The organism is Salipiger sp. PrR007 (assembly GCF_010499845.1).
Lineage (GTDB): Bacteria > Pseudomonadota > Alphaproteobacteria > Rhodobacterales > Rhodobacteraceae > Salipiger > Salipiger pacificus_A.
This window is the reverse complement of sequence record NZ_JAAGOZ010000039.1, coordinates 42,579-57,784: the sequence shown is the minus strand read 5'-3', so window position 1 is coordinate 57,784 and position 15,206 is coordinate 42,579. Positions and strand designations below refer to the sequence as shown.

Annotated in this window: 14 protein-coding genes; 4 read left to right on the top strand and 10 right to left on the bottom strand. The window is 67.6% G+C overall.

Translation table 11 applies throughout. The annotated features are described in order from the left end of the window. Positions 1 to 5 precede the first annotated feature (5 nt). Positions 6 to 713 carry a 3-oxoacid CoA-transferase subunit A gene (locus tag G0Q01_RS16780; RefSeq protein WP_164195653.1) on the bottom strand — a complete coding sequence of 236 codons (708 nt, stop codon included), beginning with the start codon at positions 711 to 713 and terminating at the stop codon, positions 6 to 8. Positions 714 to 832: 119 nt separating this feature from the next. Between G0Q01_RS16780 and G0Q01_RS16775 the strand changes: the two genes are divergently transcribed. Then, on the top strand, positions 833 to 1,594 hold the full coding sequence (locus tag G0Q01_RS16775) for an IclR family transcriptional regulator C-terminal domain-containing protein (protein ID WP_164195656.1): 762 nt from the start codon (positions 833 to 835) through the stop codon (positions 1,592 to 1,594). A gap of 102 nt (positions 1,595 to 1,696) precedes the next feature. Here G0Q01_RS16775 and G0Q01_RS16770 read toward each other — a convergent pair whose 3' ends face one another. The 6 genes from G0Q01_RS16770 to rpiA all read right to left on the bottom strand — a co-directional run bounded on the left by G0Q01_RS16770 (position 1,697) and on the right by rpiA (position 8,239). Beyond that, the gene (locus G0Q01_RS16770) at positions 1,697 to 3,100 is read right to left on the bottom strand and encodes a DegQ family serine endoprotease (RefSeq protein ID WP_108967717.1); all 1,404 of its coding nucleotides are present in this window, start codon (positions 3,098 to 3,100) and stop codon (positions 1,697 to 1,699) included. Between the two features lie 281 nt (positions 3,101 to 3,381). Further along, a complete protein-coding gene (locus G0Q01_RS16765) occupies positions 3,382 to 3,582 on the bottom strand; it encodes a DUF2065 domain-containing protein (protein ID WP_164195658.1) in 201 nt (66 codons plus the stop codon). Continuing rightward, positions 3,579 to 4,622, bottom strand: a complete 1,044-nt coding sequence (hflC, locus tag G0Q01_RS16760) for a protease modulator HflC (protein WP_164195660.1) — start codon at positions 4,620 to 4,622, stop codon at positions 3,579 to 3,581. The genes G0Q01_RS16765 and hflC overlap by 4 nt, the downstream gene beginning before the upstream one ends. Position 4,623: 1 nt before the next feature. After that, positions 4,624 to 5,769 carry an FtsH protease activity modulator HflK gene (gene hflK / locus G0Q01_RS16755; protein ID WP_164195662.1) on the bottom strand — a complete coding sequence of 382 codons (1,146 nt, stop codon included), beginning with the start codon at positions 5,767 to 5,769 and terminating at the stop codon, positions 4,624 to 4,626. Between the two features lie 63 nt (positions 5,770 to 5,832). Next, a complete protein-coding gene (locus tag G0Q01_RS16750; RefSeq protein WP_164195664.1) occupies positions 5,833 to 7,290 on the bottom strand; it encodes an FAD-dependent oxidoreductase in 1,458 nt (485 codons plus the stop codon). A gap of 178 nt (positions 7,291 to 7,468) precedes the next feature. Beyond that, complete coding sequence (rpiA, locus tag G0Q01_RS16745) at positions 7,469 to 8,239, bottom strand: ribose-5-phosphate isomerase RpiA (protein ID WP_164195666.1); 771 nt, start codon at positions 8,237 to 8,239, stop codon at positions 7,469 to 7,471. Positions 8,240 to 8,422: 183 nt separating this feature from the next. Between rpiA and G0Q01_RS16740 the strand changes: the two genes are divergently transcribed. Then, positions 8,423 to 9,796, top strand: coding sequence for an L-serine ammonia-lyase (locus tag G0Q01_RS16740; protein ID WP_164195668.1), 1,374 nt, complete (start codon positions 8,423 to 8,425; stop codon positions 9,794 to 9,796). A gap of 10 nt (positions 9,797 to 9,806) precedes the next feature. On the opposite strand, the gene G0Q01_RS16735 is transcribed toward G0Q01_RS16740, so the two are convergent. The 3 genes from G0Q01_RS16735 to G0Q01_RS16725 all read right to left on the bottom strand — a co-directional run bounded on the left by G0Q01_RS16735 (position 9,807) and on the right by G0Q01_RS16725 (position 12,240). Next, a complete protein-coding gene (locus tag G0Q01_RS16735) occupies positions 9,807 to 10,334 on the bottom strand; it encodes a GNAT family N-acetyltransferase (protein ID WP_164213670.1) in 528 nt (175 codons plus the stop codon). Then, entirely contained in the window at positions 10,331 to 10,927 is a 597-nt protein-coding gene (locus tag G0Q01_RS16730; protein WP_164195673.1) for a helix-turn-helix domain-containing protein, read from the bottom strand. Before G0Q01_RS16730 ends, G0Q01_RS16735 begins: the two co-directional genes overlap by 4 nt. A gap of 68 nt (positions 10,928 to 10,995) precedes the next feature. Continuing rightward, the gene (locus G0Q01_RS16725) at positions 10,996 to 12,240 is read right to left on the bottom strand and encodes a malonyl-CoA decarboxylase (RefSeq protein ID WP_164195675.1); all 1,245 of its coding nucleotides are present in this window, start codon (positions 12,238 to 12,240) and stop codon (positions 10,996 to 10,998) included. A 367-nt stretch (positions 12,241 to 12,607) separates the two neighbouring features. On the opposite strand from G0Q01_RS16725, the gene G0Q01_RS16720 reads away from it, so the two are divergent. After that, entirely contained in the window at positions 12,608 to 13,633 is a 1,026-nt protein-coding gene (locus G0Q01_RS16720; RefSeq protein ID WP_370457252.1) for a BMP family protein, read from the top strand. Between the two features lie 22 nt (positions 13,634 to 13,655). Continuing rightward, positions 13,656 to 15,194, top strand: a complete 1,539-nt coding sequence (locus G0Q01_RS16715) for an ABC transporter ATP-binding protein (protein ID WP_164195677.1) — start codon at positions 13,656 to 13,658, stop codon at positions 15,192 to 15,194. Positions 15,195 to 15,206 lie beyond the last annotated feature (12 nt).

Sequence of the window (15,206 nt, the reverse complement as noted above, 5' to 3'; positions counted from 1 at the left end):
CTCGCTCATGGGTAGACGGCCTCCGCCCGGTTCAGCTCTTCTTCCTGTGCGGGCTTTGCCACCTCGACCACCGAGCCGACGAAGATGCCCGGGGTGATGACGTGCTCGGGATCGATCCCGCCCAGCTCGACCACTTTGCTCGCCTGCACGATGGTGTGCGTCGCGGCCATGGCCATCACCGGGTTGAAGTTGCGCGCCGCCATCCGGTAGGTCAGGTTGCCGTGCGGATCGGCCAGCTCGGCCTTGATCAGCGCGTAATCGGCCTTGAGCCAGCGCTCGCGGACATAGTGCTTGCCCTCGAACTCCTCGGTGGGTTTGCCCTCGGCCAGCTCGGTGCCGTAGCTCGTCGCGGTGTAGAAGGCGGGGATGCCCGCGCCGCCCGCCCGGATGCGTTCGGCGAGCGTGCCCTGCGGCACCAACTCAAGCTCGATCTCCCCGGCAAGGTAGGCCTCGGTAAAGACCCGCGGGTCGGCAGACCGCGGGAAGGAGCAGATCAACTTCTTCACCCGCTTCTGTTCGATCAGCGCCGCAAGCCCGACATGGCCGTTGCCGGCGTTGTTGTTGACGACGGTCAGGTCCTTGGCGCCGTGGTCGATCAGTGCGTGGATCAGCTCGATCGGCGCGCCGGAGCCGCCGAAGCCGCCGATCATCACGGTCGCGCCGTCGGGAATGGCCGAGACGGCCTCCGCGGCGCTGGCGATGGTCTTGTCCATGAAATCCTCCTGTGGGCGCGGATCGCCCTCGACGCCTGAAATATGACTTGGGCCTCACAGGAGCCACGCATTTCGTGCGCATCTTGACATTTGTTCACATCCCGCGAGAAATCGTGCGCATGTTGAACAAACCGACCGATTTCATCGCCTCTTTGGCAAAGGGGCTGCAGGTGATCGAAAGCTTCCGCGCCGAAACCCCGCGGCTGTCGATCGCGCAGGTGGCCGAGAAGACCGGGCTCGATCGCGCCACCGCGCGGCGCTGCCTGCTGACCCTGCACCGGCTGGGCTATGCCGATTACGACGGCAAGTTCTTCCAGCTCACGCCGCGCATCTTGCGGCTCGGCATGGGCGCGCTGGCCGCCCTGCCCCTGCCGCAACTGGTGCAGCCCTGGCTCGACCAGCTGTCGGAGCAGATCGGCCAGTCGAGCAGCGTGTCGATCCTCGACGAGACCGAGATCGTCTACCTCGCCCGCGCCGCGCAGCGCCGGGTGATGAGCATCGGGCTGATGCCCGGCTCGCGGCTGCCCGCCCATTGCACGTCGATGGGGCGGGTGCTGCTCGCTGCCCTGCCCGAGGCCGAGATGCTGGCGCTGCTCGAACGCTCGGACCTCACCCCCCGCACGCCGGGCGCGCTGACCGATCCGGCAGAGATCGCCGCGCGCATCGCGCAGGTTCGGGACCAGGGCTTCGCGATCATCGACCAGGAGGTCGAGATGGGGCTGCGCTCCATCGCCGTGCCGCTCTACAACGTTCACGGGCAGGTGGTGGCGGCGCTGAACACCGGGCTGCCCGCCACGCAGGCCGAACCCGAGGAACTGGCGCGCGACTATCTTCCGGCGCTTCTGAAGGTGCAGGCGGGGCTGCGGCGGGTGCTGCACTGACCCAGCGCCGGGCCATCGCCCCGGCAACGCGACCTGCCCGCACGAAAAAGGGGCAAGGTTTCCCCTGCCCCCATTTCATGAGTGGTCCTGTGGAACCGAGGTTCAGTTGTCCTCGAAGGTCAGCGCCACGAAGCGCGGGTCGCCGCCACGGCGCACCAGCAGCAGGATCGACTTGCGGCCGGCATCCTTGGCTTCGGTGATCTTGGTCTCGAGGTCCTCGATGCTCAGCACCTCGGCCTGACCGGCCTCGGTGATCACGTCGCCCGACCGCAGGCCCTTCTCGTAGGCTTTCGACGCGGGATCGACATCGGTCACCGCAAGACCCTTGGCGCTGTCCGCGAGGCCCAGTTCGCCGCGCAGCTCGCTGGTGAGCGGCGAAAGCGTCAGGCCCATGAGGTCCTTCGTTGCCGGGGACTCGGGGGTGGCTTGCTCTTGCGAGGCGGGGACCGCTTCGGCGGTGTCCTCGCGCAGGCCGAGGGTGACCAGCAGCGTCTCGGTGTTGCCGTTGCGGTTGACCACCACGCGAACCGACTTGCCGACCTCGGTATTGCCGACGATGCGCACGAGCTGGCGGGTGTCGGTGACCGGCTTGCCGTCGAAGGAAACGATCACGTCACCCGACTTCATCCCGGCGTCCATCGCAGGGCCCTCGGGCACGTCCGAGACCATGGCACCCTCGGCGTTGGCAAGGCCAAGCGCCTCGGCCATGTCCGGGGTCACGTCCTGGATGCGCACGCCCAGCCAGCCGCGACGGGTCTCGCCGAACTGCTTGAGCTGGTCGACCACCTTGGTCACCACGTTGGACGCCATCGAGAAGCCGATGCCGATCGAGCCGCCGTTGGGCGAGAGGATCGCGGTGTTCACCCCGATCACGTCGCCGTTCATGTTGAACAGCGGGCCGCCCGAGTTGCCCCGGTTGATGGCGGCGTCGGTCTGGATGTAGTCGTCATAGCTGCCCGAAAGCGCACGGTTGCGGGCCGAGACGATGCCGGCCGAGACCGAGAAGCCCTGCCCCAGCGGGTTGCCCATGGCCATGACCCAGTCGCCGACCTTGGCGTCGTCCGAATTGCCGAACTTCACGAAGGGCAGCGGCTCGTCTGCCTCGACCTTCAGCAGGGCGATGTCGGTGTTGGGGTCGGTGCCGACCAGCGTCGCGTCCAGCTCCTTGCCGGAGAAGAACTCGATGGTGATCTCGTCAGCGCCCTCGATGACGTGGTTGTTGGTGACGATGTAGCCGTCCTCCGAGACCACGAAGCCCGAGCCGAGCGCCGACGAGCGGCGCGGGCGGTCGCCATCGGGGCCGCCGTTCGGGTTCTGGAACTCGCGGAAGAAATCCTCGAAAGGCGAGCCTTCGGGCACGATGCCCTGCGGGCCGGTGCGTCCGGCGACCATGGTCGAGGTGGTGATGTTCACCACCGCCGGGCTGACCCGCTCGGCGAGCGGTGCAAAGCTGGACGGGGCACTCTGCGCCTCGGCCATGAGCGTTTGCGAGACGATCATGAACATCGAGACGGTGGCCAGCCAGAACAGGCGCACCGGGCTCGATCCCTCCGTCACTGCAAGGTTTTGTGGTTTCACAGGGAACTCCTTCTGTTCGGCGGCTGCTGCACGGCCCCCGCGCGGCAACTCTGCCTCCTCATGAACAAGCGTAACATAGGAGCTTTTTCCGACCACCAAAGAAAAGGTTTCAAGCTTTCAAGCCCATGTGACATGGGAGTGAAAAACCATCCGTGCAGAAATGCAATCCGGCGCGAACCCTGCGTAGCCCACAGCTCAATGCGTGGGCGTCACCCGCCGAAACGCCGCGCGATCCAAAGCAGGAGCACGCCTGTAATAATTGTCACCAGCCCGAGCGTCCGGCGTGTCTCCAGCGGCATCTGCCGCAGAGCCTCGAGCATGCGCTCGACAAGCGAAGGGGCCAGTGCGTACACCAGCCCCTCGATCACGAGGACCAGAGCGATCCCCGTCAGTATGTCCGTCACCGTCACTCGGTCGCGGTTCCGCTGGCACCCGTGGCGCCCGAACCCGTAGTGCTCGGTCCCGTGGTGCCCGGACCCGTGGCGCCCGGACCCTCGGCGTTGGTCTCTGCATTGCCCGAACCGGTGGGGCTGGCATCCGCGCCGTCCGCGGGCGCGGCGGACGCCGCCGGCAGGTCGATCTCACCTTGCGACTTGAAGTACTCGAAGAACTCACCCTTCGGGGTCATGACCATCGAGGAATTGCCCGAACCGAGCGATGTCTCATAGGCCTGCAGCGACCGGTAGAAGGCAAAGAACTCCGGGTCCGCGCCATAGGCCTCGGCAAAGATGCCGTTGCGCTCGGCGTCGGCCTCACCGCGGATGATGTCGCCGTCCCGGTTGGCTTCCGACTGGGTTTCCACCACGGTCCGGTCGGCCAGCGCGCGCACGCGCTGCGCGGCCTCGTTGCCACGGGCGATCTCGTCGGCGGCTTCGCGTTCGCGCTCGGCGCGCATCCGGGCGAAGGTCGCATCGAGGTTCTGCGACGGCAGGTTGGTCTGCTTGAGACGCACGTCCACCACGTCGAGACCCAGCGACAGCGCCTGCTGGCGTGCCTGGTCGCGGATGCGGTTGGTAAGCCCGCGGCGATCCGTCGAGAGGATCACGTCCGAGGTCACCTGATCGGCACCCAGGACTTCGCGGATCTGGGCGTTGAGGATGCCGGAAAGACGGTCCTCGGCGGTGCGCAGACCGCCCACGCCGACGGCCTGCCGGAAGCGGACCACGTCGGAGATGCGGTAGCGCGCGAAGGCATCCACCACGAGGCGGCGGTCATCCGACGGCGTGACTTCGATGGTCTCGGTGTCGAGCGACAGGATGCGGTCGTCGTATTTCACCACTTCCTGGATCAGCGGGATCTTGAACGCCAGTCCCGGCTCTTCCTTGACCGATTTGATCTGGCCGAACTGCATCACCAGCGCCTTCTCGCGCTCGTCCACGACGAAGATCGACGACAGGGCGATCACCGCAAGGACGACGATGACGGGCAGCACATAGGTCGACTTGCGCATGTCAGTTGCCTCCCTCGGTGGTGGTTCGCGAGCTGTTGAGCTGGTTCAGCGGCAGGTAAGGCACGACGCCGCCCTCGCCGGTCAGACCCTCGTCGAGGATGGTCTTGTCGACGCCTCGCAGCACCTTCTCCATCGTCTCGATATAGAGACGGCGGCGGGTAACCTCGGGCGCCTTGGCGTATTCCTCGCGCACGGCCGAGAAGCGGCTGGCTTCACCCAGCGCCTCGTTGACCACGCGGGCGCGGTAGCCTTCGGCCTGCTCGCGGATCTGCGCGGCTTCACCGCGGGCCTCGGCGACGACGCGGTTGGCATAGGCGTCTGCCTGGCGCTCGAGCCGGTCACGTTCCTGCTCCGCGGCTTGCACTTCGCGGAAGGCGTCGATCACCTCGCGCGGCGGGTCGGCCTGGTCGAGGTTGATCCGCACGATGTTGATGCCGCTCTCGTACTCGTCGAGCGTCGCCTGGATCTGCTCGCGCGCGGTATCGGCAATGATGCCGCGGTCGCGGTTGAGGATCGGCGCGAGGTTGCTGGCCGCGATGATCTCGCGCATCACCGCTTCCGACACCGCCTGAACGGTCAGTTGCGGGTCGCGGATGTTGAACAGCAGTTTCGCCGGGTCGTTGATGTTCCAGACCACCTGGAACTCGATGTCGACGATGTTCGCGTCGGTGGTCAGCATCAGGCTGTCCGCCGGGTCGCGGCCATTGCCGATGGTCTCGGTACGCTCGGAGGTCACGTTGACCACCTCATGCGTCACGAAAGGCCAGGGCGCGAAGTTCAAACCGGGGTTGCCGGTCGAGGAGTACTTGCCGAGGAAAAGTTCCACCGACTGTTCCTCGGGACGCACGGTGTAGAAACTCATCCACGCCCAGACGCCAATCGCCGCCAGCGCTGCGATGGCCACGGTGCCACGGTTCAGCTTCGGCCCACCCGAGCCGCCGCTGGTGCCACCGGTGCCACCACCGCCGCCGCGCCCGCCCATCAGCACGCGCAGCCGCTCCTGGCCCTTCTTCATCAGCTCGTCAATCTCGGGGATCTGCGGATCCTCGGGGCGCTTGCCCCCGTTTCCGCCGCCGCCACCGCTCGGGGGCCGGCCTCCGCCTTGATTGCCACCGCCGCCCCAGGGGCCGCCGCCGTGTCCTGCCATTAGGTTCCTTCCCTCTCACTCACTTGTCCGTGTCTCCCCTACCTGTGCATTAAGTGCGCGGATTCAAGCGCTGCGCACAGGGTTCCGCATGGTGACCATCTCTTCGGCCATGGTGGGGTGCACCGCCACGGTGCGATCGAAATCTTCCTTGGTGGCGCCCATCTTCACCGCGATCCCCGCCAGTTGGATCATCTCGCCCGCATTCGGTGCGACGATGTGACAGCCCAGCACCTTGCGCGTCTCCTTGGAGACGACGAGCTTCATCATCACCCGGTCGGGACGCCCGGCAAAGGCCGTCTGCATCGGACGGAAGGAGGTCGCATAGACCTCGATCGGCTCCTGCTCGGCGGCGTCTTCCTCCGAGAGGCCGACGGTGCCGAACTCGGGCTGGGTGAAGACCGCCGAGGGGATCAGCTCGTGATCGACCTTGGTGGGGTTGTCCTTGAAGACGGTCTCGACAAAGGCCATGCCCTCGCGGATCGCCACGGGCGTCAGGTTCACCCGGTCGGTGACGTCGCCGATGGCGTAGATCGAGGGCACCGCGGTTGCGCTGTAGTCATCCACCACGATCTCGCCCTTGCGGCCGAGCGTCACCCCGACCTCCTCGAGACCCATGTCATCGGTGTTGGGCGCGCGGCCGGTGGCAAAGAAGACCTGATCGTAGATCTTCGTGTCGCCGTTGGTGCCCTTGACCAGGATCGGCCCCTCGCCCGGAGTGCCGCCGCTGTGGTCGGCCAGCATCTCCTGCATCGAGGCCCCCATCGAGACGCCTGCCTCGGACTTGCCCTCGAGGTCCTCGTCGGTGGCCCGGCGCATCTCGACGATGTCGGTGCCGCAATGCAGCTGCACGCCGTTCTCGATCATGCTTTCGGCGATCAGCCCGCGCGCCTGCTCGTCAAAGCCACGCAGAATCTGCGCGCCACGGTAATATTGCGTCACCTCGACGCCCAGCCCGTTGAGAATGCAGGCAAACTCGCAGGCGATATAGCCGCCGCCGACGATCAGGATCGACTTCGGCAGGGTCTCGAGATGGAAGATGTCATCCGACACCAGCCCCAGCTCCGCATTGGGGATCTCGGGGCGCACCGGACGGCCGCCGGTGGCGATGAGGATATGTTTCGCGGTGAACGTCTCGCCGCTCGACAGCTCGACCGTATGCGCGTCCTTCACCTTGGCCCGAGCGTCATAGGAGGTGACGCCGGAGTTCTTCAGCAGGTTGCGATAGATGCCCTCGAGCCGGTCGAGCTCTGCGTTCAGCCGCTGCTGGAAGTTGCCCCAGTCGAAGCTGCCCGCCTCGATGTTCCAGCCGTAGCCCTTGGCGTCCTCGGCGACGGTGCCGTATTCCGACGCGAAGACCATCAGCTTCTTGGGCACGCAGCCGCGGATGACGCAGGTGCCGCCATAGCGGTCTTCCTCGGCCAGGGCCACCTTGGCCCCTGCCTCGCCGGCGGCCACGCGCGCCGCCCGAACGCCACCGGAGCCACCGCCGATGACAAAAAGATCGTAGTCAAAATCGCTCATGGCTCGCCTCTTGGTCAGTTGGCCGAGAGATAGACCACAGGCCGCCGCGGAAGGCCAGAGGCGGCGGCTCTTGGCCTTGAGTCCGTGCGATGATTCCGGGCGGTTCGATCTTGCCGCGCCACGCGAAAAAAAGGCCGCCCAAACGGGCGGCCTCTCATCCGTGCGAGCGGCAGCGCCCTTAGAGCCCCGCCGCCTCGCCCAGGTCGACCTCGGTCACGCTGACGTCACCGCTCGCGCCGTCGCGCAGCTCGGCCCGTCCGTCTTCGAAACCGATCACCACCTTGTTGCAGATGCCGAGGAAGAGCCCGTTCTCCACCACGCCGGGGATCTGGTTCAGCGCCAGCGACAGCGCCCGCGCGTCACCGATCCGCTTGAGGTGCAGGTCGAGCACGTGGTTGCCCTCGTCGGTGAGGAAGGGCGCGTCCCCGGCCATGCGCAGCGTCGTCTCGCGGCCCTCGACGTCCATCTCCGCAAGCACCCGCTCGACCAGCGTGCGGGTCGAAGCACCGCCGAAGCGGATCACTTCCAGCGGCAGCGGGAAGGCCCCGAGCGTCGCCACGTCCTTGGCCGCATCGGCTATGACGATCATCTGGTCCGAGGCGCTGGCCACGATCTTCTCCTGCAGGTGCGCGCCGCCGCCGCCCTTGATCAGGTTGAGATTGGGGTCGAACTCGTCGGCGCCGTCGATGGTGAGATCCAGCCAGCCCGCTTCGTCGAGGCTGATCACCTCGATGCCGACCTGCCGCGCCAACTCGGCGGTGCGGGTCGAGGTCGGCACGGCGCGGATCTTCAGACCCTCGTCGCGCACCCGGCGGCCAAGGTATTTCACCAGCCAGGCGGCGGTCGATCCGGTGCCGAGACCGACGCGCATGCCGTCCTCGACGAAATCGGCGGCGCGGCGGGAGGCCACGAATTTTGCAATATCGGTCGGCGAGAGCTCTGCGGTCATCGCTGCGATTCCCCTTTTTCGGATGTCGCGGCGCTTATAGGATGATCGCGCGCGGCGGCGATAGGCAAAACTCCCGGACCGCCGCAGCGTTTTCCTTCGCTGAAATGCCGCAATTCTCCATGTGATCCGGCGACGAGAGAGTCTAGGGTCCGGCGCAACCCCAGCGCAGAGTCGAGGCCCTTCATGTTTCTTTCCGTGTTCGAGATGTTCAAGGTCGGCATCGGCCCGTCGTCCTCGCACACCATGGGGCCGATGGTGGCCGCCGCGCGGTTTCTCGACCGGCTGCGCGCCGCGCCTTTCGCCGCCACCGGTCTGCGCGGATCGCTGCACGGCTCGCTGGCCTTCACCGGCGTCGGCCATGCCACCGACCGCGCCACCATCCTCGGGCTCGCCGGCTTCGAGCCTGAAAGCTACGACGCCGAGGCCGCCGAAGCGGCGCTGGCCGAGATCGACAAGACCGGCATGGTCCACCCCGAGGGCCTCGCGCCGCTGAAGTTCTCGCCGAAGACCGACCTGCGCTTCGACTACGACCGCGCCCTGCCCGGCCATGCCAACGGCATGATCCTCATGGCCACCGACGCGCAAGGCGACGTCATCCTGCAGGAAACCTATTACTCCGTCGGCGGCGGTTTCGTGCTGACCGAGGACGAGCTCGCCTCGGGGAATGACAAGGACCACGGCCCCGCCGTGCCCTTCCCTTTCAAGAGCGCCGCCGAGATGCTGGCAATGGCCGAGACCTCGGGCCTCGGCATCGCCGAGATGAAGCGCCGCAACGAGCTTTCACGCCGCCCCGCCGCCGAGCTTGACGCCGGGCTTCTGCGCATCTCCGAGGTGATGATGAATTGCCTCGACCGCGGCCTCGAGGGCGGCGGCATCCTTCCGGGCGGGCTCAACGTCAAGCGCCGCGCCGGCAACATCCACGAGCAGCTGCAGGCCGAACGCGGCCGCAACCTCACCGCGCCGCATGTGATCAACGACTGGATGAGCTGCTACGCGATGGCGGTGAACGAGGAAAACGCCGCCGGCGGACAGGTGGTCACCGCGCCGACCAACGGTGCCGCCGGGGTGGTGCCCGCGGTCATGCGCTACTGGCTCGACTTCGTGCCCGGCGCGACCTCCGCCCGCATCCCCGAGTTCCTGCTCACTGCCGCGGCCATCGGCGGGCTTGTGAAGTACAACGCGTCAATCTCCGGCGCTGAGGCAGGCTGTCAGGCCGAGGTCGGCAGCGCCTCGGCGATGGCCGCCGCCGGGCTCTGCGCCGTCATGGGCGGCACCCCCGCGCAGATCGAGAACGCCGCCGAGATCGCGCTCGAGCATCACCTCGGCATGACCTGCGATCCGGTGAAGGGCCTCGTGCAGGTCCCCTGCATCGAGCGCAACGGCCTCGGCGCGATCAAGGCGGTCTCGGCGGCCTCGCTTTCAATGCGCGGCGACGGCACGCATCTCGTGTCGCTCGACGCCTGCATCGAAACCATGCGCCAGACCGGTCGCGACATGGGGCACGAATACAAGGAAACCTCGCTCGGCGGCCTCGCGGTGAACGTGCCGAACTGCTGAGCCGGAGGCGCTAGGCCGCCCGCACCCCCAGCCGGTACATGAAGAGCGTTGCATCGCGCCGCGCCGTGCCCTCGGGCGCCAGCGCGTACTCCGGAATCTCCCCTGCCGGCAGAAACCCGCAGGACGCATAAAGCTGCTGCGCCGCGTCCCCGGTGCGCGTGTCGAGCGTGATCAGATCGCGCCCCAGCCCCTCGGCCCGGTCAAGCAGCGCCGCAACCAGCCCCCGCGCCAGCCCCCGGCGGCGGTACTCGGGATGCACCAGCATCTTCGAGATCTCCGCCCGGTGCGTCTGGTTCGGCATCCCCGCCAGCGCCAGCGAGACCGTGCCGACCATGCGCTCTCCGTCGAAGGCGCCAAAGAGGACCCGCCCGCCGCTCTCGATTTCGGGAATGAGTCCCTCCCAGAAGCGCAGCGCCTCATCCATACCAAAGGGCATCACGAAGCCGACGCTCGCCCCGTCCGCCACGCAGGCGGCGAGGATATCCGCCAGTTCCCGCAAATGGGCGCGAATCTCGGATGCGGGAATCTCGCGGATCATGGCGTCACCAGCACCAGCACGTATAGCGCCGGTTTCTTCTTGCTGAGCGCGGTGAAGCGCGTCGGCCCCTCCAGCCGGTAGCGCAGCGTGTCGCCCGCTACCAGATCATGGGCCACCCCCTCGACCTCGACCCGCAGCTTGCCGGACAGCACGTGCAGGTGATGCTCGAGCCCCGGCACCGGCGCGGCGTCATAGGCGATCTCCGCCCCCGGCTGCAGCCCGCAGCGCAGCATCTCGGCGGCAAGCCCCGTGGCGGCGGGCGAGATCACCCGGCGGGTGAAGCCGGTGGCTTCGTCGCTCCATTCCGGCTGCTCGGGGGCGGGGACATGCGCGGTGAACCCCTCCTCCACCATGGCCATCAGCCGCGACATGCTGAGCCCGTAGGCCAGGCACAGCTTGCCCAGCACCTCGGCGGTGGGGCTGGTCTCACCCTTCTCGAAGCGCGACAGGGCGGCCCGCGAGATGCCGCTGCGCTCGGCCAGCTGGTCGAGCGTCAGCCCGGCCTCGGCGCGCAGCGCCGCAAGGCGCCGCGCCAGCCGCGCGGTCAGATCGCCCGAGGGCGCGGGCAGGGTTTTTTCCGACAGGGCATCCATAGGGGAGTCTCCGGGATTCTCTCTATAAAGAGAAATATTCCCGATTTAGGCCCACAGCGCAAGCCCGTTCACGCTTGCGCTTTCTCCCGCCCCGCCGACAGCGATTTCACCGGCCCCGAGGCGATCACCTCGCCGCTCTCGGCAAAGCGGTCGTGGTACTGCTCGACCTTCGACAGATCGTAGAGATAGTTGACCATCGCCCCACCCGACTGCCGCACGCCGTTTTCCGATAAGTCGGCCCCCGCGTGCACCGCCTGCACCATGGCGCCATTGCCGAGATGGAAGCGCGCCACCGGATCGCGGGGCCGACCGTCGCCGCGCTTGGCGGTCAGCAGGTAATGCGCCGCGAGCTGGGTCATGCGCTTGGTATCCTGCGGATCGTAGGCCACCCCCTGCTCTTCCAGCCAGCGCACCAGCCCGGGGATCGGCGACAGCGTCACGAAGGTCTTCAGCCCCGGCAGGGTGCTGGCGAGATCCGAGGCCACCTGCTTGATCAGCGAATTGCCAAAGGAAATCCCCGCCAGCCCCGGCTGGCAGTTGGAGATCGAGTAGAACACCGCGGTATCGGCACCGGCTTCCTCCAGCGGCACGCGCCCCTCCTCGAGCAAGGCCTGGATCGAGCCCGGCACGCCGCGGGTCAGCGCCACTTCGACAAAGATCAGCGGCTCGTCGGGCATCGCGGGATGGAAGAAGGCAAAGCAGCGCCGGTCGGGCGGCGCGAGCCGGCGGCGCAGGTCGGCCCAGCTCTGGATCGCATGCACCGCCTCGTAGGCGATGATCTTTTCGAGCACATGCGCCGGGCTCTCCCAGCTGATTGGCCGCAGCACCAGAAACCCCCGGTTGAACCAGCTCTTGAACAGATGCCGGAAATCCTCATCCAGTGCCTCGAGCTCGGGCTCGCCATGGCCCTGCCGCAGCAGATCGGCGCGCATGCGCACCAGCCGCTCGGTCGCCCCGGGCACCATGTTGAGCCGACGCAGAAGCTCGGCCCGCGGCGGCTCGGCGGCGGCCATGAAGGCGCGGTAGCTGCGCCCCGAGGGTTCGGCCTCATAGGCCGCGAGTGCGCCCCGCACCGACTCGGCATCGACATTGAGCGCGGCGAGCCCGTGGAAGGCGGCGAGCTTCTCCTCGCCGGACATGCCGTCGTAGCGCTGCAGCACGTGCCGCGCCAGCGTCGCGGCGACGGTCTCGCTGCGCGCCTCCAGGAGCTCCGTCACCAGTTCCGGCAGCGCCCGCGGATCACGCCGGAGCCGCGGCACCGCCCCGGCGCGGCGGTCAAAGATCGTGCTGAGCAAATCGGCGAAAAGACTCATGCGAACTCCTTTCCCGGCGCCGCGCGCCCACTCTCGCCCAAGGGTGCGCAGCCCCGGTCCGCCTGACAAGCCTGTTCGCGCCAACGCCTCCGATCCGCGCGACATTCCCCGCTTTCGTCCCGTCCCCTTTGTTCGGGGCGCAGAAATCCCGGAGAGCCCGCGCAGCGAAGTGGCGCAGCGCCCCCCTTACGCCCGGTCGCCACCCCCGGAAGAATGCCCGCTGCCTAGGCATCTGCCCCGCCTCTGCCTGCCGCTTGGGCAAAAATCCCCCCTCCAGCGGCGCGGGCAATTGCCACGAATCGGCGCATTCCTTACCGCTTGGTAAAAAATTCACAAAACACCCACAGGGATGGAAAAGGACAGACGGATGGCAATCGACACAATGGCCGGGAGGCTGACCCGGCGCGGACTGCTGAAAACCACGGGCGGGCTCGCCGCGCTCGCCAGCACCGGGCTCGCGGGCAAGCTGATGGCGCAGGAGCCGATCAGCGTCGCCGGCATCTACACCGTGCCGGTCGAGCAGCAATGGGTGAGCCGCATCCACGTCGCCGCCGAAGCGGCCAAGGCGGCGGGGCTGATCAGCTACACCTACTCCGAGAACACCGCCAACACCGACTACCCCCGCGTCATGCGTGAATATGCCGAGAGCGGCGCGCAGCTCATTGTCGGCGAGATCTTCGGCGTCGAGCAGGAGGCCCGCGAGGTCGTGCTCGACTACCCGGACACGGCCTTCCTGCTGGGTTCATCCTTCCTGCCCGACGAGGCCTACCCCAACCTCGGCGTTTTCGACAATTACATCCAGGATGCCTCGTACCTGTCGGGCATCATCGCCGGCGCGATGAGCGAGACCGGCAACATCGGCATGGTCGGCGGCTTCCCGATCCCCGAGGTGAACCGCCTCATGCACGCCTTCATGGCCGGCGTGCGCGAGGTCAAACCCGAGGCGACCTTCCAGGTCAGCTTCATCGGCTCCTGGTTCGACCCGCCCAAGGCCAAGGAAACCGCCTTCGCGATGATCGAAAACGGCGCCGACATGCTCTACGCCGAGCGCTTCGGCGTGTCGGACGCGGCGCAGGAAAAGGGCGTGCTGGCGATCGGCAACGTCATCGACACGCAGGCCGACTACCCCGACACCGTGGTCGCCTCGGCGCTCTGGGACTTCGGCCCGACGCTGGCGGCGGCGCTGGAGAAGGTGGCGAGCGGCAGTTTCTCTGCCGAGAACTACGGCATCTATTCGTTCATGAAGGAGGGCGGCTGCGCGCTCGCCCCGCTCGGCACCTTCGAGGGCAAGGTCCCGCAGGAGGCGCTTGATCTGGTGGCCGAGAAGGAAGCGGCGATCAAGGACGGCTCCTTTACCGTCGAGATCAACGACGAAGAGCCCAAGTCCTCGTGAGGGCGCGGCTGAGGACCCGGCAATGACCAGGACCAAGGAGGCGCAGGACATCGTCCTGCGCCTTTCCGGCATCACCAAGCGCTTCGGCGCGCTGACCGCCAATGACGCCATCAGTTTTACGCTGGCGCGCGGCGAGGTCGTGGCGCTGCTCGGCGAGAACGGCGCCGGCAAGACCACCCTGATGAACATCCTCTTCGGCCATTACACCGCCGACGCGGGCAGCGTCGAAGTCTTCGGCCAGCCCCTGCCCCCCGGCCTGCCCGGCGCGGCGCTGGCGGCGGGCGTGGGCATGGTGCACCAGCATTTCACCCTCGCCGGCAATATGACCATGCTCGAGAACATCCTGCTCGGCACCCGTTCGCTCTGGTCGCCCGGCCTCGGCCGCGCGGCGGCCCGGCGGCGGGTGCAGCAGCTCTCCCGCGATTTCGGCCTTGCGGTGCACCCCGACGCGCGCGTCGCGACCCTCTCGGTGGGCGAGCGGCAGCGGGTCGAGATCCTCAAGGCCCTCTACCGCGACGCCCGCATCCTCATCCTCGACGAGCCCACCGCCGTGCTCACCCCGCAGGAAAGCGACGCGCTCTTCGAAACGCTGCGCAAGGCGGTGGCGCGGGGGCTTTCGGTGATCTTCATCTCGCACAAGCTGCACGAGGTCATGGCAGTCTCGTCACGCGTGCTGGTCCTGCGCCATGGCAAGCTCGTCGGCGAGGTGGCGACCGCCGAGACCGACCGCCACCAGCTCGCCGAGATGATGGTCGGCGCCGAAATCACCCCGCCCGCCCCCGCCGAAGCCCGCCCCGGCGCGACGCTTCTGCAGCTCAAACAGGTCTCCACCCCCGCCCGCGGCAACCGCACCGGGCTGCGCGGCGTCGACCTCGAGCTGAAGGCCGGGCAGATCCTCGGCCTCGCCGGGGTCTCCGGCAATGGCCAGGGCGCGCTCGCCGATCTGCTCTCGGGCCTCGAGGCGCCCAGCGCGGGGATCATGGAACTGGCGGGCAAGCAGATCACGGACTGGACCCCCCGAGGCGCGCTCGACGCCCGCATCGGCCGCATCCCCGAGGACCGTCACAGGACCGGCACCATCGCCGATTTCACCCTCACCGAGAACGCCGTGCTCGAGCGCTACGCTGAGTCTCCCGTGGCGCGCCGCGGCTGGATGGACTGGTCCGCCGCCCGCCGCGCCGCCGAAGGGATCATCAAGACCTACGACGTCCGCTGCCCCGGCCCCGAAACCCGCATCCGCCTGCTCTCGGGCGGCAACATGCAAAAGCTCATTCTTGGCCGGGTGCTCGAAGCCCAGCCCATGATCATCCTCGCCAACCAGCCCGTGCGGGGCCTCGACATCGGCGCGGTCACCTACGTGCAGGAGCGTCTCATCGCCGCCCGCGACGCCGGCGCCGCCGTGCTGCTGATCTCAGAGGATCTCGACGAGGTGCTGACCCTCTCCGACGTGGTCCGGGTGATCTGCGAAGGTCGCCTCTCTCCGGAGTTCCCGCGCGGCAGCAAGACCCCCGCCGAACTGGGCCAATGGATGGCTGGACAGGGGTTCGACGATGCCGCCTGAACTGCGCCCTGA

What these genes read in the sequence shown, in the direction of transcription:
- G0Q01_RS16770 (WP_108967717.1), bottom strand. Translation starts at nt 3,100, where the DNA reads ATGTTCATGATCGTCTCGCAAACGCTCATGGCCGAGGCGCAGAGTGCC.
- G0Q01_RS16725 (WP_164195675.1), bottom strand. Translation starts at nt 12,240, where the DNA reads ATGAGTCTTTTCGCCGATTTGCTCAGCACGATCTTTGACCGCCGCGCC.
- hflK (WP_164195662.1), bottom strand. Translation starts at nt 5,769, where the DNA reads ATGGCAGGACACGGCGGCGGCCCCTGGGGCGGCGGTGGCAATCAAGGC.
- rpiA (WP_164195666.1), bottom strand. Translation starts at nt 8,239, where the DNA reads ATGACCGCAGAGCTCTCGCCGACCGATATTGCAAAATTCGTGGCCTCC.
- G0Q01_RS16730 (WP_164195673.1), bottom strand. Translation starts at nt 10,927, where the DNA reads ATGGATGCCCTGTCGGAAAAAACCCTGCCCGCGCCCTCGGGCGATCTG.
- G0Q01_RS16750 (WP_164195664.1), bottom strand. Translation starts at nt 7,290, where the DNA reads ATGAGCGATTTTGACTACGATCTTTTTGTCATCGGCGGTGGCTCCGGT.
- G0Q01_RS16780 (WP_164195653.1), bottom strand. Translation starts at nt 713, where the DNA reads ATGGACAAGACCATCGCCAGCGCCGCGGAGGCCGTCTCGGCCATTCCC.
- G0Q01_RS16740 (WP_164195668.1), top strand. Translation starts at nt 8,423, where the DNA reads ATGTTTCTTTCCGTGTTCGAGATGTTCAAGGTCGGCATCGGCCCGTCG.
- G0Q01_RS16720 (WP_370457252.1), top strand. Translation starts at nt 12,608, where the DNA reads ATGGCAATCGACACAATGGCCGGGAGGCTGACCCGGCGCGGACTGCTG.
- G0Q01_RS16735 (WP_164213670.1), bottom strand. Translation starts at nt 10,334, where the DNA reads ATGATCCGCGAGATTCCCGCATCCGAGATTCGCGCCCATTTGCGGGAA.
- G0Q01_RS16715 (WP_164195677.1), top strand. Translation starts at nt 13,656, where the DNA reads ATGACCAGGACCAAGGAGGCGCAGGACATCGTCCTGCGCCTTTCCGGC.
- hflC (WP_164195660.1), bottom strand. Translation starts at nt 4,622, where the DNA reads ATGCGCAAGTCGACCTATGTGCTGCCCGTCATCGTCGTCCTTGCGGTG.
- G0Q01_RS16775 (WP_164195656.1), top strand. Translation starts at nt 833, where the DNA reads ATGTTGAACAAACCGACCGATTTCATCGCCTCTTTGGCAAAGGGGCTG.